21 protein-coding genes are annotated in these 20,025 nt (G+C 74.8%); 6 read left to right on the top strand and 15 right to left on the bottom strand.

The window, feature by feature from the left end:
- Positions 1–11: 11 nt before the first annotated feature.
- On the bottom strand, positions 12–1,592 hold the full coding sequence (locus tag AMPC_RS04895) for a hypothetical protein (RefSeq protein ID WP_248344782.1): 1,581 nt from the start codon (positions 1,590–1,592) through the stop codon (positions 12–14).
- Complete coding sequence (gene asd / locus AMPC_RS04900; protein WP_248344784.1) at positions 1,589–2,443, bottom strand: archaetidylserine decarboxylase; 855 nt, start codon at positions 2,441–2,443, stop codon at positions 1,589–1,591. The genes AMPC_RS04895 and asd overlap by 4 nt, the downstream gene beginning before the upstream one ends.
- 88 nt (positions 2,444–2,531) lie before the next feature.
- Between asd and AMPC_RS04905 the strand changes: the two genes are divergently transcribed.
- Positions 2,532–3,053 (top strand): metallophosphoesterase family protein, encoded by a 522-nt coding sequence (locus AMPC_RS04905; protein ID WP_248344786.1) that lies wholly within the window; start codon positions 2,532–2,534, stop codon positions 3,051–3,053.
- Between the two features lie 116 nt (positions 3,054–3,169).
- On the top strand, positions 3,170–3,964 hold the full coding sequence (locus tag AMPC_RS04910) for a class II glutamine amidotransferase (protein WP_248344788.1): 795 nt from the start codon (positions 3,170–3,172) through the stop codon (positions 3,962–3,964).
- Here the strand turns inward: AMPC_RS04910 and tsaE are convergent.
- From tsaE to tilS, 10 genes are all read right to left on the bottom strand, one after another.
- The gene (gene tsaE / locus AMPC_RS04915) at positions 3,961–4,482 is read right to left on the bottom strand and encodes a tRNA (adenosine(37)-N6)-threonylcarbamoyltransferase complex ATPase subunit type 1 TsaE (protein WP_404800632.1); all 522 of its coding nucleotides are present in this window, start codon (positions 4,480–4,482) and stop codon (positions 3,961–3,963) included. The genes AMPC_RS04910 and tsaE overlap by 4 nt on opposite strands.
- Positions 4,470–6,002: an NAD(P)H-hydrate dehydratase gene (locus AMPC_RS04920; protein WP_248344792.1), complete on the bottom strand. Its 1,533-nt coding sequence runs from the start codon at positions 6,000–6,002 to the stop codon at positions 4,470–4,472. The genes tsaE and AMPC_RS04920 overlap by 13 nt, the downstream gene beginning before the upstream one ends.
- Positions 5,999–6,388: a holo-ACP synthase gene (locus tag AMPC_RS04925; RefSeq protein ID WP_248344794.1), complete on the bottom strand. Its 390-nt coding sequence runs from the start codon at positions 6,386–6,388 to the stop codon at positions 5,999–6,001. Before AMPC_RS04925 ends, AMPC_RS04920 begins: the two co-directional genes overlap by 4 nt.
- 26 nt (positions 6,389–6,414) lie before the next feature.
- Entirely contained in the window at positions 6,415–7,149 is a 735-nt protein-coding gene (locus AMPC_RS04930; RefSeq protein ID WP_248344796.1) for a pyridoxine 5'-phosphate synthase, read from the bottom strand.
- A 27-nt stretch (positions 7,150–7,176) separates the two neighbouring features.
- A complete protein-coding gene (gene glmM / locus AMPC_RS04935; RefSeq protein ID WP_248346408.1) occupies positions 7,177–8,496 on the bottom strand; it encodes a phosphoglucosamine mutase in 1,320 nt (439 codons plus the stop codon).
- 181 nt (positions 8,497–8,677) lie between these two features.
- Positions 8,678–9,049, bottom strand: coding sequence for a hypothetical protein (locus AMPC_RS04940; RefSeq protein ID WP_248344798.1), 372 nt, complete (start codon positions 9,047–9,049; stop codon positions 8,678–8,680).
- A complete protein-coding gene (cdaA, locus tag AMPC_RS04945) occupies positions 9,036–9,896 on the bottom strand; it encodes a diadenylate cyclase CdaA (RefSeq protein ID WP_248344800.1) in 861 nt (286 codons plus the stop codon). The genes AMPC_RS04940 and cdaA overlap by 14 nt, the downstream gene beginning before the upstream one ends.
- A gap of 19 nt (positions 9,897–9,915) precedes the next feature.
- Positions 9,916–10,770, bottom strand: coding sequence for a dihydropteroate synthase (gene folP / locus AMPC_RS04950; RefSeq protein ID WP_248344802.1), 855 nt, complete (start codon positions 10,768–10,770; stop codon positions 9,916–9,918).
- Positions 10,770–12,698 carry an ATP-dependent zinc metalloprotease FtsH gene (ftsH, locus tag AMPC_RS04955; RefSeq protein WP_248344804.1) on the bottom strand — a complete coding sequence of 643 codons (1,929 nt, stop codon included), beginning with the start codon at positions 12,696–12,698 and terminating at the stop codon, positions 10,770–10,772. Before ftsH ends, folP begins: the two co-directional genes overlap by 1 nt.
- Before the next feature lie 156 nt (positions 12,699–12,854).
- A complete protein-coding gene (gene tilS / locus AMPC_RS04960) occupies positions 12,855–13,832 on the bottom strand; it encodes a tRNA lysidine(34) synthetase TilS (RefSeq protein ID WP_248344806.1) in 978 nt (325 codons plus the stop codon).
- 365 nt (positions 13,833–14,197) lie between these two features.
- Here tilS and AMPC_RS04965 point away from each other — a divergent pair, with 365 nt between their 5' ends.
- Together AMPC_RS04965 and AMPC_RS04970 are read left to right on the top strand one after the other, a co-directional pair.
- Complete coding sequence (locus tag AMPC_RS04965) at positions 14,198–14,413, top strand: TIGR04563 family protein (RefSeq protein ID WP_248344808.1); 216 nt, start codon at positions 14,198–14,200, stop codon at positions 14,411–14,413.
- Positions 14,414–14,497: 84 nt separating this feature from the next.
- On the top strand, positions 14,498–15,937 hold the full coding sequence (locus AMPC_RS04970; protein WP_248344810.1) for a hypothetical protein: 1,440 nt from the start codon (positions 14,498–14,500) through the stop codon (positions 15,935–15,937).
- Between the two features lie 160 nt (positions 15,938–16,097).
- On the opposite strand, the gene AMPC_RS04975 is transcribed toward AMPC_RS04970, so the two are convergent.
- Positions 16,098–16,301, bottom strand: coding sequence for a cold-shock protein (locus AMPC_RS04975; protein ID WP_248344812.1), 204 nt, complete (start codon positions 16,299–16,301; stop codon positions 16,098–16,100).
- A 280-nt stretch (positions 16,302–16,581) separates the two neighbouring features.
- Here AMPC_RS04975 and AMPC_RS04980 point away from each other — a divergent pair, with 280 nt between their 5' ends.
- Together AMPC_RS04980 and AMPC_RS04985 are read left to right on the top strand one after the other, a co-directional pair.
- The gene (locus tag AMPC_RS04980; protein WP_248344814.1) at positions 16,582–17,961 is read left to right on the top strand and encodes an ammonium transporter; all 1,380 of its coding nucleotides are present in this window, start codon (positions 16,582–16,584) and stop codon (positions 17,959–17,961) included.
- Positions 17,962–18,124: 163 nt separating this feature from the next.
- Positions 18,125–18,928, top strand: coding sequence for a hypothetical protein (locus tag AMPC_RS04985; RefSeq protein WP_248344816.1), 804 nt, complete (start codon positions 18,125–18,127; stop codon positions 18,926–18,928).
- A 270-nt stretch (positions 18,929–19,198) separates the two neighbouring features.
- On the opposite strand, the gene AMPC_RS04990 is transcribed toward AMPC_RS04985, so the two are convergent.
- Both AMPC_RS04990 and AMPC_RS04995 read right to left on the bottom strand, forming a co-directional pair.
- On the bottom strand, positions 19,199–19,687 hold the full coding sequence (locus AMPC_RS04990) for a PilZ domain-containing protein (RefSeq protein WP_248344818.1): 489 nt from the start codon (positions 19,685–19,687) through the stop codon (positions 19,199–19,201).
- 56 nt (positions 19,688–19,743) lie between these two features.
- Complete coding sequence (locus tag AMPC_RS04995; protein WP_248344820.1) at positions 19,744–20,016, bottom strand: HU family DNA-binding protein; 273 nt, start codon at positions 20,014–20,016, stop codon at positions 19,744–19,746.
- Positions 20,017–20,025: the final 9 nt, after the last annotated feature.

The raw sequence follows: 20,025 nt of genomic DNA on the forward strand, positions 1-20,025 counted from the left end.
ATGAACCCCGCTCAGGGTGCAAGGGAGCGGCGCCGCCAGAGCGTCCAGGGGCCGGCCGCGGCGAGGACCTCGGCGTGGGCCGGGAGGGCGCGCGCGCCGCCCTGGAGCGCCCCGCGGGCGAGGAAGAGGTCGTAGCTCGGCCCCATGCGCGCCCAGTCGAAGTCGCCGGGGCGCCACTCGTAGGGGTGCGGCGCCTGCATGCCGGGCCGGTAGACCACCGGGAGGGAGGGGAGCCCGGCGAAGCTGAACCCGACGTCCCCGCCGCGGAGCACCTGGTAGTAGCAGCCGGCGTGCAGGAACGGCCAGAGCCGGAACCCGCCTCCCGCGCCGGTGTCGAACGGGAGGTACAGGAGCCGGCCACCCGGCGGGGCGGCCTCGAGGACCTCGGCGAGCGGCCCCACCTCGCGCTGGAAGGCGCGGACGTGCAGGGCCGTGTTGACGCAGGCGGCGAGCCCGACGACGGCGGCCAGGGCGAGCGGGAGGCGCGCCAGCCGGCCCCGCGGCGCGCGCAGGAAGGCGGGGGCGAGGAGCGCCGCGAAGACGAGGTAGCGCGGCGCGAGGTACCACTGGCCGGCGATCTGGAAGGGCGTGCCGAGGGCGGCGGCGAGGCAGAGCAGGCAGAGGAGCTCGCCGGGGTGGGCGCGGAGGAAGGCGCGGAAGCCGTTCGGGCGGGCCTCCCCTGCCCGGCCCTCGCCTGCGCGCGAAGCGACCGCGGGCAGCGAAAGGCCCAGCAGCAGCGCCAGCAGATAGACGCCGAGCAGGGCTCCCCCGAGCGCGAGGTCGGACCCGTCGTCGAACGCCCCGAGGAGCCGCTCCGGCGCGCGCCGGAGGAGCTCGAGGGGCGGCTCCCAGACCGCGCCGAGCCCGCCGGCGCCACCGTAGTTTCGCCACTCGGGCGTGTGCCCGGCGACGCCGGCGCCGTGCGGGCGCAGGAAGGCGTCGAACGCCCAGACCGCGAAGAGAGCGAGCGAGGGCAGGAAGGCGAGCGCGCGGCGCGCCGACCACCCGAGCCCCCGCCCGTGGACCGCGAAGAGCGCGAGGACGCAGAGCCCGAGCAGGAGGTAGGTCTGGGCGTGGCAGAGGAAGACGACCGCGCTCGCGGCCCCGGCCGCCGCCCCGGCGCCGCGCCCGGGCCGGGCGTCGCGGAGCAGCCGCACCGCGGCCCCGAGCGCCCAGAGGAAGGCCGGCACCGAGAGGGCGAAGGTGGTGAACCCGAAGAACAGGTTGGTGTGGAAGGCGAGCGGCACGCCGAGCACCGCCCAGCGGGGGTCCCGGCCCACGGCCTGGAGCAGGCCGGCCAGGGCGAGCGGCACCGCGACCGCGCAGGCGGCGAGCAGCAGCCGGTTCGCGAGCTCCACCGGGAGGAGCCGCTGCAGCGCGGCCATGGCGGCGTAGTAGCCCCAGTACGGCGTCACCCGGAGCTCGACCGCGTAGTAGCGGGCGAAGAGCGGATCGCCCGGATGGGCCACCACGCGGGCGATGGCGAGGTGCTGCGGGAGGTCGAGCAGCGGGAGGAAGCGCCCGGCGAAGAACGGGGCGGCGACGGCGCAGAGGAGCAGCGCGGCGGCGGCCCGCTCCAGCCGCGACGTCATGGCGCCGGCGGTCCGCCGATGGGCTGCCCGACGCGGACCTTCACGCCGGCGACGAGCTGCGGCGAGAGCGCGGCGCGCCCCTGCTCCAGCACCAGGATGACGGTCGAGCCCATCTCGAACGCCCCGAGCTCGGCCCCCTTCACGGCCGGGAGCGGCGGGGCGTAGTCGCGGGAGATCGGCCGCGCGCCGCGCAGGTTCGAGACGGGCACCGCCGGATCGTAGTAGGCGCGGACGCGCCCCACCACCGTGGCCCCGACCGCCACCACGGCGCAGCCGCCGAGCGGCGTCTCGAGGACGGTCACGAGCCGCTCGTTGACGGTGAAGAGCCCCGGCACGGTCCGGACCGAGGCGGGGTTCACCGGCCAGAGCCGGCCCGGGACGTAGCGGTAGCCGCTCACGGCGCCGCCCAGCGGGAAGTGGATCCGGTGGTAGTCGCGAGGCGAGAGGTAGAGGGTCACGTAGGCGCCCCCCTCGAACCGCTCGCCGAGGGCGGCGTCGCCGAGGAGGTCGCCGAGCCGGTAGTCGATCCCCTTCGCCTGCACCATCCGCCCCGCCTCGGCGCGCCCCGACTCCGAGACGGTCCCGTCCACCGGCGAGACGAGCACCGTCTCGCCCGCGGCGATGGGGCGCAGCCCGGGCTTGAGCGGCCGCGCGAAGAACTCGCCGAAGGTCTCGTAGCACTCGAGCCCGGCGCACTCGGTCAGGTCGAGGCCGTAGCGGGTGGCGAAGGCGCGCATGGCGGCCTCGCGGACCGGGCGCGGCGCGCGCAGCCGGGTGGCGGCGCCGACGAGGCGGGAGAGCGTGTTCTTGGGGAGGAGCCGCAGCGCGGCGACGAAGGCGCGGTCGTTCATGGGGCGGCCGGAGTGTAGCAGGGGAGGCGGGGGCTCCGCCCGCGACATTCGGTTGACCGTCGCCCCCCGGGCGAGGCAGGAGAAGAGGATGCGCCTCGGGCTGGTCTCGGACACCCACGATCTCGTGGACGGCCACCTCCACCGGCTGTTCGCCGGCTGCGAGCGCATCCTGCACGGCGGCGACGTCGCCGACGAGGACGTGCTGCAGGAGCTCTCGCTCCTCGCGCCGGTGGTGGCGGTGCGCGGGAACAACGACGCCGGCCGCTGGGCCGACGCGCTCCCCGAGCTCCGCGTCGTCGAGGTGGGCGCGCTCCGGGCCCTCCTGGTCCACCAGCTCCCCTCCCCCGACCGGCCGGATCCGGCGGTCGTGCGCGCCATCGCCCGGGAGCACGCCGACCTCGTCCTCTTCGGCCACTCCCACCGGCCGCTGGTGACCCGCGCCGGCGGCGTGCTCTTCGTGAACCCCGGCAGCGCCGGCCCGCGCCGCTTCAGCCTCCCGCGCACCGCCGGCCTGCTCGACGTCGAGGGGCGCCGCGCCCGGATCTCGCTCTTCGAGCTCTCCGGGGAGGCGCCCGTCCCCTTCGGCCGGCCGCTCGAGGCAGAGCTGTAGGGCCCGCCCGCAGGCCGCGCCGCGGGAAGAAGACCGCGCCCCGGGCCGTTGCTCCGGGGACGCGCGCGGCGCCCGCTTTGGCGCCTTGCCGCCCGCTTGCTACACTGACCCCCGCGATGTGCCGCCTCTTCGCCCAGCGCTCCCTGCTCCCCGCCCGCGCGGTCGAGCCCCTCTGCCGCACCGAGAACGCGCTGCGGTTCCAGTCCCACAAGCACCCTCACGGCTGGGGCATCGCCTGGTACGGCCCCCAGGGCATCCGGCTGCGCAAGGGCGTGCTCCCGGCGCACGAGGACGACGCCTTCCTGGCGGCCGCCCGTCTGGCCCGCTCCCCGGTGATCCTGGCGCACGTGCGCGACGCGAGCGTGGGCGAGGTGGCGCCCGAGAACACGCACCCGTTCGTCAACGGGCGCTGGACCTTCTGCCACAACGGCACCGTGGCCCGTTACCGCCGGTCGGCGGCGGTGCGCCGGGCCATCGAGGCGGAGATCGACGTCGACCTGCGGCCGCAGCTGCGGGGCGAGACCGACAGCGAGCGCTGCTTCTACCTCTTCCTCTCCCGGCTGCTGGCGCGCCGGCGCCCGGCGGGCGGCTACGGCCTCGCGGACCTCCGGGCGGCGCTGCTCGCGACGAGCGCGCTCGTCCGCCGCATCGCCGACCGGGGCGCGGAGGCCGAGAGCTCGCTCAACTTCGTCGTCACCGACGGCCGGCTGCTCGCCGCCTGCCGCTGGCGTCGCCCGCTCTGGGTGCACCAGCCGGACGGGGCCGGCGGGCTCTTCCGGGTCGCGAGCGAGCGGGTCGGGGCCGGGCCCTGGGCCGAGATCCCGGAGGGCGGCTTCGTGGGGGTGGACGCGCGGCTGCGCGTCTCGGCCGGCGCGCTCGATGCGAAGCCGGGCCGGACGGCGGCGGCCTAGCGGACCGCCCCGCGCGGCGCCGGCGCGAGCAGGGCCCGCGCCAGGGCGGCGTGGCGCGCCCCCGTGCCGCGCACCTCGAGGTGGCGCACCGACGGCCGCGCCGGGTCGTGCGCCAGCCGGAGCTCGAGCCGCTCCGCCGGGAGCGCCCCCGGGATGCGGTCGGCCCACTCCACCAGGGTGGCGCCGGGGCCGCCCACGAGGTCGAAGAACCCGGTGGCGTGCAGCTCGTCCTCGTCGGCGACGCGGTAGAGGTCGGCGTGGAAGACCGGCAGCCGCCCCCGGTACTGCGCCACGATGGCGAAGGTGGGGCTCGCCACCTCCTGCGCCGGCACCTGGGCCCCCTCGCAGGCGCCGCGGATGAGCTGCGTCTTGCCGGCGCCGAGCTCGCCCACGAGCGCCACCACGTCGCCGGGCTCGAGCAGCTCGCCGAGCCGCACGCCGAGCTTGCGGGTCGCCCCGGCCGACCGCGTGGTCCTTCGGGCCTCGAAGACCTGCGCGGGCCCGCTCATCGCTCCCACTCCACCCAGACCTCCCCGAGCGCGTGCGCCAGGTCCGAGGCGAGGAGGCCGCGCTCGCCGAGCCGCCGCGCCGCGAGGTCGCCGGCGCGGCCGTGCGCCCAGGCCGCGGCCCGGGCCGCGTCGAAGGGGGCGATGCCGCCCGCGAGCAGCGCGCCCGTGAGCCCGGCGAGCACGTCCCCGGTGCCGCCGGTCGCCATGCCGGGGTTGCCGGTGGGGATCACCCACGGCACCTCGCCGGGCGCGGCCACCACCGTGCGCGCCCCCTTGAGCACCACGGTGCAGCCGAGCGCCTCGGCCGAGGCGACCGCGGTCGCGACCCGGTCTCGCTGCACGTCGGCGATGCTCTGGCGCAGGAGCCGCGCCAGCTCGCCCGGGTGCGGCGTCAGGACCGCGCTCGGCGGCAGCGGCCCCACGGCGCCAGGCGCGTCGGCGAGGGCGTTCAGGGCGTCGGCGTCGAGCACCGCCGGCTTGCCGCTCCGGGCGAGGAGCTCGCGCAGGAGCGGGCCGGTGGCGGGGCCGCGCGGGATCCCGGGCCCGGCGACGAGCGCGTCCACCGCCATGGCCGCCTCGAGGAGCGGCGCGAGGTCGCGCTCGCCGAGCGGGCCCTCGCCCGGCAGCGCGAGGCTCATCGCCTCCGGCAGCCCGCCGAGCGCGAGGGGCAGCACCTCCGGACGGGAGGCGAGCCAGGCGAGCCCGACCCCTCCGCGCAGCGCGCCCAGCAGGCAGAGGTGGGCCGCGCCGGTCTTGCCCGCGGAGCCGGCCACCGCGAGCAGCCGGCCGGCGTCGCCCTTGTGGGCGTCGCGCTCGCGCCGGGGGACGAGGGCGCGAGCCTCCCGGGCCCCGAGCAGCGCCAGCCGGGCGGGGACGCGCGCCAGCGCCGCGGGCGGCAGGCCGATGTCGGCGACGGTCACCTCGCCCGCCAGCTCGGCGCCGGGGAAGAAGACCAGGCCGCGCTTCATGAGGCCGAAGGTGACGGTCCGATCGGCGCGTACGCACGCCCCCGGCGCGTCGCCGGTGTCGGCGGCGAGGCCGGAGGGGACGTCCACGGCGAGCACGCGCGCGCCCGCCTCGCGCAGCCTCCCGGCGGCCGCGATCCCCTCCGCCAGCGCCCCCTCCGGCGGCCGCGAGAGGCCGGTCCCGAAGATGGCGTCCACCACCACGTCGCCCGCGCCCGCCTCGGCGCGCCCGAGCGCCGGCGCGTCGCGCGGCGCGAGCCCCTTCGCGAGCGCCTCCTCGCGCATGGCCCGCGCGTCCGGGCCGAGCTTCTCGACCGGGGCGAGCGCGTAGAGCTCCACGGCGCGACCGGCGGCGGACAGGAGCCGCGCGGCGACGTACCCGTCCCCCCCGTTGTTCCCCGCCCCGCAGAGCACCAGGAACCGGCCGCCCGGACCGGCCAGCGCGAGCGCGGCCTCGGCCACGGCCCGGCCGGCCCGCTCCATCAGCGCCAGCCCGGGCACGCCGAGCTCGTCGATGGCGGTCCGGTCGATGGCCCGCATCTCCTCGCCGGTCGCGAGCCTCATCGCCCCTCCCCCTCGAGCACCACCGAGGCCGCGGCGGTGCCGGCGTCGTGCGTGAGCGCGAGGTGCACCCGGCGCACCCCGAGCGCCGACGCCGCGCGCTCCGCCGCGCCGCGCAGCGCCACCTCCGGGCGGCCCCCGGGGCGCGTCACCTCCACGTCGGTGAAGCGGAGGCCCGCCGGGGCGGAGAGCGCCTTCATCACGGCCTCCTTGGCGGCGAACCGGGCCGCGTAGCTCGCCGCCCGCCCCGCGCCGCGCGCCTCGCAGTAGCGCCGCTCCCCCTCGGTGAAGCAGCGGGCGAGGAAGCGCGCCGCGAGCTCCGGGCGACCGCCCAGGATCCGCTCGACGCGGGAGATCTCCACGAGGTCGATGCCGAGCCCCAGGATCACCGAGTCCGCCTCCGCGAGTCCTCGCGCTACCGGCCGGCCGCCCCGAGCGCCAGCAGGTCCTTCATCTCCCGCACCGCCCGCTCGAGCCCGACCAGCACCGCCTGGGCCACGATGGCGTGGCCGATGTTGAGCTCGGTGATCTCGGGGATGGCGGCCACCGGCAGCACGTTCCGATAGTGGAGGCCGTGCCCGGCGGCGACCCGGAGCTTCCGCTCGGCGGCGGCGCGGGCGGCCGTCACGATCCGGTGCAGCTCCTGATCGCGGGCGGGCCCCTCGGGCGCGTCGCAGTACCGGCCGGTGTGGATCTCGACCGCGTCGGCGCCGGCCGCCCGGGCCGCGTCCACCTGGGCCAGGTCCGGATCGACGAAGAGCGAGACCTCGATGCCGGCCTCCCGCAGCGCGCCCACGGCCGCGCGCACCTCGTCGAGCCGGCCGGCGACGTCGAGCCCGCCCTCGGTGGTGAGCTCCTGCCGCCGCTCCGGGACCAGGGTCGCCACGTCGGGGCGCAGCCGCCGGGCGAGCTCGACCATGGGGGCGACCGCGGCCATCTCGAGGTTGAGCCGGCTCGCCACCGTGCGCCGGAGCACCTCCACGTCGCGGTCCTGCACGTGGCGCCGATCCTCGCGGAGGTGGACCGTGATCTGGTCGGCCCCGGCCAGCTCGGCGAGGAGCGCCGCCGCGACCGGATCCGGGTACGCGGCGCGGCGCGCCTGGCGCAGCGTGGCCACGTGATCGACGTTGACTCCGAGGCGTGCGGGCATGCGGCGGAATCTACCGCAAGGGCGCGCTCAGGCGAGAGCCTTCTTCAGCTCCTCGGCGATGCGCTCCGCATGGGCCGCGATGGCGGCCGCGTCCGGCCCCTCCACGAGGACGCGGGCCTTGTTCTCGGTGCCGGAGAAGCGCACGACCACCCGCCCCTCGCCGTCGAGCGCCCGCTCCACCGCGGCCACCGCCCGCTGGACCTCGGGCAGCTCGTCGAGCGGCCGCTTCTCGCGGACGGCCAGGTTGAGCTGCACCTGCGGCACCGGCTGGAAGCAGCGGGTCAGCTCCGAGAGCGGGCGCTCCTCGCGCCGCATGACGGCCAGGATGTTGAGCGCGGCGCAGACGCCGTCGCCGGTGGTCACGTGGTCGAGGAAGATGAGGTGTCCCGACTGCTCGCCGCCGAAGTTGTAGCCCGACCGGCGCATCTCCTCGACGACGTAGCGGTCCCCCACCTGCGTCCGCACCACCCGGCCGCCCACCTCGCGCAGGGCGCGCTCGAGCCCGATGTTGCTCATCACCGTGGCGACCACGGTCTTCCTGGCGAGCGCCTCCTGGCGGATGAGGTCCCGGCCGAGGATGGCCATGATGGCGTCGCCGTCCACCACCCGCCCCTGCTCGTCGGCCAGGATCACGCGGTCGGCGTCGCCGTCGAGGGCGAGGCCGAGGTGGGCGCGGTGCTTCTGGATGCACCGGGCCATCTGCTCCGGGTGGACCGCCCCGCAGCCGTCGTTGATGTTCTTCCCGTCGGGCTTGACGTTGAGGCAGACCACCTTGGCGCCGAGCTCCTCGAACACCGCCGGCGCGACCTTGTAGGCGGCGCCGTTGGCGCAGTCCACCACCACCGTGAGCCCGTCGAGCGTCAGCTCCTTCGGGAAGAGCGACTTGAGGAAGACGACGTAGCGCCCCACCGCGTCGTTGATCCGCTTCGCCTTGCCGATCCGGTTGGCGGTGGGGCGCAGCGCGTGGAAGTCCTCGGCGCCGCCGTCGTCCCCGGCCGTCCCGAGCACCAGCCGCTCGATGCGGAGCTCCACCTCGTCGGGCAGCTTGAAGCCGTCGCGCGAGAAGAACTTGATGCCGTTGTCCTGGTAAGGGTTGTGGCTGGCGCTGATGACCACCCCGGCGTCGGCGCGCATCGACTGGGTGATGAAGGCGATCCCGGGCGTGGGCAGCGGTCCGCACAGCTCCACGTCCACGCCCATCGAGCTGATGCCCGAGGCGATGGCCTGCTCGAGGAGGTAGCCCGAGAGCCGGGTGTCCTTCCCGATGACGATCCGGTGCCGGTGCGGCCCGCTCCGCACCAGGTACGCGAGGGCCCGCCCGAGCTGCAGCGCCATCTCGGCGGTCATGGGATGGACGTTGGCGACCCCGCGGACCCCGTCGGTGCCGAAGAGCCGCCGCGCGCCCTGGGCCGCCTGCGCCGCGGGCGCGGCGGCCGCGATCGCTCCGTCGGGGGAGCGGGCCTGGACGTTCTCTCGCGTGGAGGCGGGCATCATCGTCTCTCGAAGATGGGGGTTGTGGAGCGGCCGTTCAAGGGTGCCCCCGGAGGAGCTCCACCGAGCCCTGCGCCGGGTGGATCGACTCGACGTGGACCCCGGCGGGGAGGTGCAGCGAGTCGGCGCGCACGTACCAGCTGGTGGGGCCGGGGCCGGTGCGCGAGAGGTCGATGAGGACCGGGCCGAGCTCGGCCGCGTCGAGCGAGCGGAGCCGGGCCCACGGCCCGTTGAGGGAGACCTTGAGCTCCGCCGGGAGCGGGTCGGCGGTGGACATGCCCCGCGGGAGCCGGGCCTCGAGCGGGACCCAGAAGGCGTAGGAGACGCGCCGCTCGCCGCGCACGACGAGGAGCAGCGCGGCCGCCATGACGAGCGAGAGCAGCCGGAGCCGCAGGTCAGATCGCGGCACGGGGCTCCTTCCGGCGGGGGCCGCTCCGCGGGGCGGCGGCGGGGCGGGACGGGCCGTCCTCCACCAGCAGCGCCAGCAGCCGCTCGCGCAGGGCGTGCTCGTCGAGCCGGCGCGTGAGCTGGCCGTCCACGGCCAGCGAGATCTCGCCCCGCTCCTCCGAGACCACCACCACCGCCGCGTCCACCTCCTCGGCGAGGCCCAGCGCCGCGCGGTGGCGCGTGCCGAGCTCGGGGGCGGCCTCGCGCTGCGTGAGCGGCAGCAGGCAGCGGGCCGCGACGATGCGGCCGCGCTGGATCACCACCGCGCCGTCGTGGAGCGGCCCCCCGTTGTGGAAGATGCTGCCGAGGAGCTCGGGGGTGAGCGCCGAGTCGAGCCGCACGCCGGTGTCCATCACGTCGTAGAGGTCGGCGAGCCGCTCGAACACGATGAGCGCGCCCACCTTGCGCCGCGAGAAGTCCACCGACGCGCGGACCACCGCCTCCACCGCGCCGACCTGCGCGGCCCGGTCGCCCGGCTGGAGCCAGGAGAGGATGCCGCGGCCGCCCAGGTGGGCGAGGCCGCGCCGGATGTCGGCCTGGAAGAGCACGATCACGCCGAACATGAAGGAGTAGGTGAGGAAGTGCCCGAGCAGCCAGTTGAGCGTCACCAGCCCGGCGAGCTGCGACGCGAGGTACGCGACCCCCAGCACCGAGAGCCCGACGAGGACGTTGAGCGCCTTCGTCCCGCGGATGAGCAGGAGCATCCGGTAGAACAGGTAGCTCACCACGCCGGTGTCCACGACCGCGAGGCCGAGGTCGCGCCAGCGGGTGCCGGGGCCGAGGAGGTAGTCGAGGGCTTCGGTGGTCATCGGCAGGCGCGCCCGCAGTCTATCGCGCGTCCGGGGATTGGGAAGCGTCGCGGATGGCGGCGGCCACCTGGGCCGCCTGGCGCGCCTCGGCGACGTCGTGGACCCGCACGAGCTCCGCGCCGGCGAGCACGGCCGCCGCGACCGCGGCCAGGGTCCCCGGGAGGCGGGCCTCCACCGGAGCGCCGGTGACGTGCCCGATGAAGCTCTTGCGGGACGGCCCGACGAGGAGCGCGCAGCCCTCGATGCGGAGCCGGGGCAGCTCGCGCAGCAGCAGGAGGTTGTGCGCGGCCGTCTTCGCGAAGCCGAGGCCGGGGTCGAGGATCACCCGCTCGCGCGGGATCCCGGCCGCGAGCGCGCGGGCGAGGACCGCCTCGAGCTCGGCGCGGACCTCGGTCACCACGTCGCCGTAGACGGCGCGAGACTGCATGTCGGCGGGCGTGCCGCGCATGTGCATGGCCACCACCGGCGCCCCCGCCTCGGCGACGGCGCGCGCCATCGCCGGGTCGGCGAGCCCCTGGATGTCGTTCACGAGGTGGGCGCCGGCCGCGAGGGCGGCCCGGGCCACCTCCGCCTTCCAGGTGTCCACCGAGATCGGGAGCGGGTAGCCCCCGCGCGCGAGCCGCTCCACCACCGGGACCACGCGGTCGATCTCCTCCTGCGCCGAGACCGCCGGCGCGCCCGGCCGGGTGGACTCGCCGCCGACGTCGAGCAGGTCGGCACCGTCGGCGCGGAGCCGCTCCGCCCACGCGAGCGCCCGCTCGACGCCGGCGTGCCGCCCGCCGTCCGAGAAGGAGTCGGGCGTCACGTTGAGGACGCCCATGACGAAGGGCCCCGGACCGGCGAAGGTCCGGGGCCCGATCGCGACGGGGAGCACTACGCCTTCCCGGGCTCGGCCTTGGGGAGGGCGGCGACGCCCTCGAGGATCCCGGGCTTGCGGGCGGCGGCCTTGTCGACGGTGGCCGGGGCGGTGGGGGTCTGCGCCTTGGGCGGCGGCGGGCGGTTGATGGAGCCGCCGGCCATGAGCACGTCGATGTCGGCGGAGTCGATGGTCTCGTACTCGAGCAGCGCGTCGGCGATCCTGTTCAGCACCTCGCCGTTGTCGAGCAGGATCTTCTTCGCCCGCTCGTACTGCTCGGTCACGATGCGCCGCACCTCGGCGTCGATGTCCTGGGCCGTCTGCTGCGAGTAGGTGGCCACCTGGTTCATCTCGCGGCCGAGGAAGACCTCGCCCTCCTTCTTGCCGAGGGCGAGCGGCCCCATCTTCTCGCTCATGCCCCACTCGCAGACCATGCTGTGGGCGAGGTTGGTGGCGACCTCGATGTCGTTGCCGGCGCCGGTGGTCTTCTGGTGGAAGGTGATCTCCTCGGCGATGCGCCCGCCCATGAGGATCGCGATCTGGTTGGTCGCGTACTCCTGGCTGATGTTGAGCCGGTCCTCGGTGGGGAGCTGCTGGGTGAGCCCGAGGGCGCGGCCGCGCGGGATGATGGTGACCTTGTGGACCGGGTCGGTGCCGGGGATGATCTTGGCGACGAGCGCGTGGCCGGCCTCGTGGATGGCCGTGGTGCGCTTCTCCTTCTCCGAGATGATCATCGACTTCCGCTCGGTGCCCATGAGCACCTTGTCCTTCGCGTACTCGAAGTCGGAGAGGTCGAGCCGCTCCTTGTTGCGGCGGGCGGCGTAGAGCGCGGCCTCGTTCACCAGGTTCTCGATGTCGGCGCCGGAGAAGCCCGGCGTGCCGCGCGCGATCTGGTTGAGGTCCACGTCCGACTCGAGCGGCGTCTTCTTGGTGTGCACCTTGAGCACGCCGAGGCGGCCGTTGACGTCGGGGCGCGGCACGGTGATGCGCCGGTCGAAGCGGCCCGGGCGCAGCAGCGCCGGGTCGAGCACGTCGGGGCGGTTGGTGGCGGCGATGAGGATCACGCCCTCGTTCGACTCGAAGCCGTCCATCTCGACGAGGAGCTGGTTCAGCGTCTGCTCGCGCTCGTCGTGGCCGCCGCCCAGGCCGGCGCCGCGGTGGCGGCCCACCGCGTCGATCTCGTCGATGAAGATGATGCAGGGGGCGTTCTTCTTGCCCTGCTCGAAGAGGTCGCGGACGCGCGAGGCGCCGACGCCGACGAACATCTCGACGAAGTCCGAGCCGGAGATGGAGAAGAACGGCACGCCGGCCTCGCCGGCCACGGCGCGGGCGAGGAGCGTCTTGCCGGTGCCCGGGGGGCCCATGAGCAGCACGCCCTTGGGGATGCGGCCGCCGAGCTTGGTGAACTTCTTCGGGTCCTTGAGGAAGGAGATGATCTCCTCGAGCTCGTCCTTCGACTCGTCGATGCCGGCCACGTCGGCGAAGGTCACCTTGTTGTGGTGCTCGGTCATGAGCTTGGCCTTCGACTTGCCGAAGCTCATCGCCTTGCCGCCGCCCGACTGCAGCTGCCGCATGAAGAAGAAGAAGAGGAGGAAGAGGAAGACGAGCGGCAGGTACTGCACCAGCACCGTCACCCAGAACGAGTTCTGCTCGGGCTTGTCGTAGATGACCTTGACGCCCTTCTTCACCAGCTTGTCGCTGATGGTGGCCATCGGGTCGATGGGGCCGACGGTCTTGAACTCGCTGCCGTCCCGCAGGTGGCCCGAGTACGTGATGTTGTCCTTCACGACGACGTCACGGACGTTGTCCTTCTCGATCTGCGCCGAGAAGTCGGACCAGGCGAACTCCTTCTGCTCCCGGCCGTGCTGGGCGAAGAACTGGTAGAACGCCACGAACATCAGGATCAGGACGACCCAGAGCAGCACGGTCTTGTAGGACTGACGCAAGGCTAAGCACCCCTTCTGGTAGGACGATCGACCGGTCTAACCGGCAAGCCCCCGAAGTTATTTTCGAGGGCTCCCGGGAACCGCAGCCGGACGCCCCGCCTGTGGCCGACCTTATAACAGCTTGGCCGCCGCGCCGCAGGGCGGTCGAAAGCGCGATCAGCCCTTCTGGGGGCGTCCCCGGCGGCGACGCGCGAGCGCCTCCTCCGGCTGCCGCCCGATCCAGAGCCGGTCCCCGCCGAGGCAGGCCTCGCGGTCGCCCGGGAGCGAGATCCGGCCCGGGCCGGCCCGGTCGAAGAGGCCGAGCACCGCCTCGACGTGGCTGGCCGAGAGGCCCCGGCGCGAGCCGGTGGCGGCCTTCCAGAGCCGGCGCACGGCGCGGCGGCGAACGGCGAGCGGCAGGACTCGCACCCGGCGGGCGTCGGCCCAGGCGAGCGCGCCCGCCTCGCGCCGGGCGATCCGCTCGAGCGCCCGGTCGTCGTCCCGCAGCAGATCGGCGGTGCGGGCCAGCGCCTCCTCGAAGGCCGGGTTGAAGCGGGCGAGCGCTGGCAGGAGCTCGCGCCGGATCCGGTTGCGGGTGTAGCGGGGGCTCTCGTTGCTCGGGTCCTCCAGCCACGGCAGCCCCTCGTCGCGAAGGAAGGCGCGGACCTCGGCGCGGGAGCGATCGAGGAGGGGCCGCACCAGCAGCCCGCGCTTCGGTGGGATCGCGCCGAGCCCCCGCGCCCCGGCGCCGCGCAGGAGCCGGTGCAGCACCGTCTCCGCCTGATCGGTGCGGGTGTGGCCGGTCGCGATCCGCGTCGCGCCGGCCTCCAGGGCCACCGCCCGCAACGCCGCGTAACGGGCGAGCCGCGCCCGCGACTGCACGTTCCCCCGCGCCACCTCGACCGCGCGCCGGTGGAAGGCGACGTCGAGGCGGGCGCAGAGCTCGGCGCAGGCGTCGGCCTCGGCGGCGCTCCCGGGCCGCAGCCCGTGATCCACGTGCACCGCGGACAGCCGGGCGAGCTCGCCCGCCCGCTCGAGCGCGGCCAGGGCGGCGAGGAGCGCGGTCGAGTCCGGCCCGCCGGAGAGCGCCACCAGCACGTGGTCGTCGGGCCCGAAAAGACGGCGCTTTTTGACCGTCTCCTTGACCGCGATCACGAATTGATGGACACTTCCCCCCGTCGTCGCTACAGGAGTCACGGAGGTCATCGTATCACCCGCCGCGGCCGCCGAGACGCTGCGGGAATGATGAACCGGGGGCCGGGGTTCTGGGGACGACACGCGATCTTGACGTTGGGCCTAGGGGTCCCCCCCCTCCCCCTCTGGGCCCACGGAGAGCCGGCAGCGATGCCGGCTCTCTCTTTTTCCAGGCGCGGGGGCCGAGCCGCGCCGGCCCCCATCCGACCCGCCCCGAACGCGCCGGCCGCCTTCACGAAACGTGATGTAGGTGGCGCGCGGCAACCTTGACCCGCCAAACCCGTTCGGCATACATAAGGCTGCTACCGAACTACAACGGAGACGCGATGCCGGGCACCGACAAGCGCAAGCAGTCACTGTACTTCCCCGAGGACATGCTCACCGAGATCCAGAACGAGGCCAACCGGCAGGACCGGTCCCTCTCCTGGATCGTGCAGCAGGCCTGGAAGATCGCCCGCACCGAGATCACCCGCTTCCCCTCGGTGAACGACGTGCTCTCCGGCGTCGCCCGCGAGGACGAGCGCGAGGAGAAGGGTCAGTAGTTTCAAGCGTTCCCCTTTTTTGACTCGAGCGGTATCGGGCGATAACGTCCGACCGCCTCGGGACGAAGAGGAAGAGGGGACGCCATGGCCACGCCTATCTCCGGATCATCCTTCGAGCCGGTCGCTCCAGAGCCGGTGACGGAGGGTGATCCGGGTTGGGCGTCGGTCGAGCCCGGACCGGGCAGGTCCGAGGCCGCTCCCCTCCCCGCCGACGACGGCGACCTCGAGCCCGGTGACGGTTCTCCGGCGGAGGGCGCCTCCGCCCGGCGCAGGCGCCCGGGCTGGTACCGGGCCGCGGCCCTCGCCGCCCTCGTGCTCGTCGCCACCGCCGGCGCCCTCGCCTGGCGCGCCCACCACCGCGCGCAGATCCTGGCGCAGGGGCTCGCGAAGGCGCGCGCCCTCGTCCTCCTCGACACCTACGGCGGGTACCGCGGCGCCGCCGACCTGCTCGACCCGCTGGCGCGGATGGATCCGGTCGAGGCGGGCTCGCTCCGCGCCCTCGCGCTCTCGATGCTGGCGCTCGACTACCGCGACGCGCCGGCCGAGGGGACGGCGCGCCGCCTCCTCGTCGAGCCCGAGCGCGCCGCCACCGTCCCCGAGAGCGCCCACCTCGCCCAGGCCGCCCTGGCGCTGCGCGCCCGGGAGGCCGGCACGGCCACGAGCCACCTCGGCCGGGTCCCCGCCGGCCCGCTCGCCGGCACGCTGCGGGCCCGCGTGGCGCTGCTCGCCGGCGCGCCCGCCGCGCTCAAGGAGGCGCTCGAGCCCGCGGCGACCGATCCCTCGCGCTACCCGGCGGCCCTGGCGCTCCAGGGAGACCAGCTCCGGCGCGAGCGGAGCTGGGAGGCCGCGCGCGCCGCCTACGCCTCGGCGCTCGAGCGCTCCCCCACCCACCCGCGCGCCGCCTTCGGGCTGGCCAAGCTGGCGCTCGGCGGCCATGCCGCTCCGGGCGAGGCCATGGCCGCGCTGCAGCGGCTCGTGGACGATCGCGCCGGCACCGGCGCGAGCGAGCGGGGGCGCGCCGCGCTCCACCTCGCCGCGCTGCAGTCCCGCGCCGGCGACCGGACCGCCGCGTACCACACGCTCGACGCGGCCGACCTCGAGCCGGCCGCCCGCACGTGGGCGGAGAAGGCCGCCGGCCAGGAGGAGCTCGAGCGCACCGCGTACCGGGTCGTCGAGGGCGCGCCCCCGTCGCTCCAGAGCGCGAGCGACGACGACGTCTACGAGCCGCCCCCGCCCGCCCCGCCGCCGGCCCCCAAGGCCGAGCCGCGCAAGGCGCCCGCCAAGGCGGCTCCGGTCGCGCACCGCCCGGCCAAGGCGAAGGTGAAGGCCAAGCCCGCCAACAGGAAGGCCCTGCCCGCCAAGGCCGGCAAGGCGGGGCCGAAGAAGGACGCGAAGGCGAAGCGGGGCAAGCTCACCCACGCCCAGGCGCAGAAGCCGGCGACGCGCAAGGTGGCGAAGAAGGGTCAGTCGGCGCGCGCCGACGCGCACCGCGCCCGGCCGGTGACGGTGGCGCGGTCGGAGTAGCGACGGCGCCGGACGCGACGAGGCCCGGCTCCTATTCGGAACCGGGCGGCGCCGGACGTGACGAGGCCCGGCTCCCCGATCGGAACCGGGCGGCGCCGGACGCGACGAGGCCCGGCTCCTGATCGGAACCGGGCCTCGACCGATCGAGCGGCGCCGTCGGCTAGATGGCGCGCACGTTCGCGGCCTGGAGTCCCTTCGGGCCGCGCTTCACCTCGAACTCGACCTTCTGGCCTTCCGCGAGGCTGCGGAACCCCTCCGCCTCGATCGCGGTGTGATGGCAGAAGACGTCCTCGCCCCCGCCGTCCTGGGTGATGAACCCGAAGCCCTTCGCGTCGTTGAACCACTTCACAACACCAGTCGCCATGCTCTTCTCTTCTTTCCACTTCGGACGGCAGAAAGGCCGTCCGGTCCCGGCCTCGAGAGGGCGGACCCTCCAACGATAATCGGCGGCTCTCGCGCGCGTCGAGGTCAGGCGGGCGCCCGCCCGGTCCCAGGCGGGCCGCCGCCCCTGCCCGCAGGACGGGCACGGAATTGCTCGCGCCGGAGGCAGCCGCGCGCCGCGAACGGGCAAGTGCCCGAGAACTGGTGCCCGAGTTGCGGGCACGCTCGGTGCAGAGGCAGCCGCCGCACTCCATGGAGGCAACGTGAACAAGATCGCCACCTTCGCGCTCGGGCTCGCTCTGCCGGCCCTCGCGCTCGCCACCCCGCCGGGTCAGGTCGACTCGGGAGACACCGCCCTCGTCCTGGTCAGCGCCGGGCTCGTGCTCCTCATGACCCCCGGCCTCGCGTTCTTCTACGGCGGGCTCGTCCGCGCCAAGAACGTGGTCCACACCATGATCCTGTCGCTCGTCTGCATGGCGGTGGTGGGCGTGCTCTGGATGGCGCTGAGCTACAGCCTCTCGTTCTCGCCCGGCTACGGCCCGCTCGACCGCTTCGTGGGCGGCCTCTCCTGGCTCGGGCTGCGGGGCGTCGGCGGCGAGGTGGCGAAGGATCTCGCGCCCACCGTGCCCCACGCCGCCTTCATGCTCTTCCAGGCGATGTTCGCGGTGATCACCCCCGCCCTCATCTCCGGGGCGCTCGTCGAGCGCGTCCGGGTGAAGGCGTTCGTCCTCTTCGTCGCCATCTGGTCGGTGGTGGTCTACACGCCGGTGGCGCACTGGGTCTGGGCGCCGGGCGGGTGGCTGCGCCAGCTCGGCGTGCTCGACTTCGCCGGCGGGACGGTGGTGCACATCAACGCCGCCGTCGCGGCGCTGGTCGGCGCCATGGTCGTCGGCCGCCGCCGCGGCCTGCGCCAGCCCACGGTGCTGCCGCACAACGTCCCCTTCGCTATCCTCGGCGCCGGGCTGCTCTGGTTCGGCTGGCTCGGGTTCAACGGCGGCAGCGCCCTCGGCGCGAACGGCCTCGCCGCGTACGCCTTCTCCAACACCTTCTTCGCCCCCGCCGCCGCCGCGGCCGCCTGGGGCCTCGCCGAGCTCTTCCTGTTCCACGGCAAGATGTCGGGCGTCGGGCTCGCGTCGGGCGCCGTGGCCGGCATGGTCGCGATCACCCCGGCCGCGGGCTACGTCACGCCCTTCGCGGCCACCCTCATCGGCGCCATCGCGGCCCTGGCCTCGCTCACCGCCGTCCGCTACCGCCCGCGGCTCGGCCTCGACGACTCCCTCGACGTCTTCGCGGTGCACGGCGTGGCCGCCACCCTCGGCGCGCTGCTCACCGGGATCTTCGCCACCAAGGGCGTGAACCCGGACGCGGCGGACGGCAGCCTGCGCCTCCTCGGGCTCCAGGCCCTCGGCGTCGGGGTCACGATGATCTGGTCCGGCGCGCTCTCCTACGGGATCTTCAAGCTCGTCGGCGCCGTCACCCCGCTCCGCGCGGACGATCAGGACGAGTGGAGCGGCATGGACATGTCGGAGTCGGGCGAGCGGGCCTACATCTCGAGCGACCTCGACTCGGGCTCCTCGGACCACCACCACCACGCCGCGGCGGCGAGCCCCGCCCGCGCCGAGCTCCACGCGGCCGCGAAGTAGCCTGCCCGCCGGGGCGGCAGCCGTTGCCGCCCCGGCAGGCAGCGCCCCCGCGACGACGCGGAAAATCGCCGCCCAGACGCACTTCGGGCGGCAGGCACGCAGGCTGCAAAGGCACTCCGGCGAGCCCGCTTCATTCCCTCGACTGGAGACCCCCCCGATGAAGATGTCCCGACTTCTCGCCGCCGCCGCGCTCCTCCTCTCCGCGACCGCGGCCCGCGCGACCTCCTCCACCACGTTCTGGACGCCGGCGACCACCTACGTCCAGCCGTACCTCGTGCCCCACCTCACCTACGACACCTACGTGTCCGAGCGGAGCGCCTTCCAGAACGACTACGGGCTCACGGTCGGCGTGCTGCCGTTCGAGAAGCTGCAGGCGGAGGTGGGCATCGACAGCTTCATGCCGGGTCTCGCCTCCACCAACCTCTACCTGAACGCCAAGCTCGGCGTGCCCGAGGGCGCCTTCGGCGAGTGGAGCCCGGGGCTCTCCGGCGGCATCTACGGCGTCGGCTTCAAGTCGGACGTGAGCGACTTCGACATCCTGCACGCCGAGCTCGGGAAGACCTTCCCGATGATCGGCGCGCTCACGGTGGGCGGCTACTACGGGCTCAACGACAAGCTCCTCGTGAGCTCCTCGGGCGACGTCCAGCGGGCCGGGTTCATGGCCGGCTGGACCAGCCCCGACGTGGTCCTGAACCTCACCGGCCTCAACAAGATCAACTTCACCGCCGACGTCCAGACCGGCAAGAACGCCTTCGGCGCGGTCGGCGGCGGCATCGGCCTCTACTTCACGCCGGCCATCGACATCCTCACCGGCCCGGTCTTCTTCTTCGACTCGAACGCCACGACGATGCTGCCGGGGCCCGGGATCCGCGGCACCGGCCGCCCCGACTGGCTCTGGACGGTGCAGCTCGACGTGGACCTCGACTGGCACAAGCTCGTGCCGGCGGCCGCCGCGCCCAAGGCCTGAGCTTCGGAACCCGCCGCCGGGTACGGGTGCACCTGGCGCGGACTGGGCGGCTCCTCCGGGAGCCGCCCTTTATTTATGGGGGGCATGCTGCCCCCCTCCGCCGGCGAAGCCGTCGGAGCCTCCCCCTCCGCTCGGCGGGTCCCTTGCGCTGCGCTTCGCGCAGCTCGCCCGCCCGGGAGGAGCTCCGCTCCTCCCCCCGCTGCGCGGGGGCCCCCCACCACGCGCGGCAGGCTCCGGCCTTCCGCTCGAGCGGAGCGCTCGAGGCGCGGCTCAGCCGGCGAGCTGGGTCAGCAGCGCGTCGAACATGAACAGCTCGAGCCGCTCCAGCTCCGCGGCCCCGAGGCCGACGAAGGCGAAGCAGACCCGCGCGTTGCCGGGCTGGACCTTGACGTCCACCACCCGGGCGCGGCCGGCGACGGGGTCGGCGCCCGGGATCCGGAGCGAGAACTTGAGATCCTCGTCGGACGGCGGCGGCTTCGCGAGCAGCGCGCCGAAGCCGCCCACGGAGAGGTCGAGGGTCATGGCGCGCTCCGAGCCCACCGACCAGTCGAGGTCCACCTGCAGCGCCCGCGCGATGCGGAGCGCCTGCCGCGGGGTCTGTCCCACGACCGTGGAGAGCCGCTGGGCCGCGATCACCGCGCGCGCGAGCTCGTCGCGGCCGGACAGGTAGACCGCCCGCTCCCGCTCCGTGAGATGCTGCTTGCGCGCCTTGTCGTGCAGCTGCCTGAACGCCGCCAGCCACTCCGCGAGGCTGCTCATCGCCGCCCTCCTTGCCGATCGGGGCCGATGATAGCGCGAAACGGGGGCGCGCCGCCCTAGAGGACCTTCTTCAGCTCCGGCGCCGGCTTGAAGCCCACCGTCTTCGTGGGCGCGATCTGGATCGCCTCGCCGGTCTTGGGGTTGCGGCCGACGCGCCCGGCGCGCTTCTTCACCGTGAAGGTCCCGAAGCCCGGCACGGCGAAGCGCCGGTCCTTGCGGATGGCGCGCGAGAGCTGATCGAAGACCGCGTCCACCACGTCCGCCACCTGGCGCTTCGACAGCTCGCCGCGGGCGGACTGCACCTTCTCGATGAGCTCTGCCTTGGTCACGCCGCGTCC

It is taken from the genome of Anaeromyxobacter paludicola (assembly GCF_023169965.1).
GTDB classification, from domain to species: domain Bacteria; phylum Myxococcota; class Myxococcia; order Myxococcales; family Anaeromyxobacteraceae; genus Anaeromyxobacter_B; species Anaeromyxobacter_B paludicola.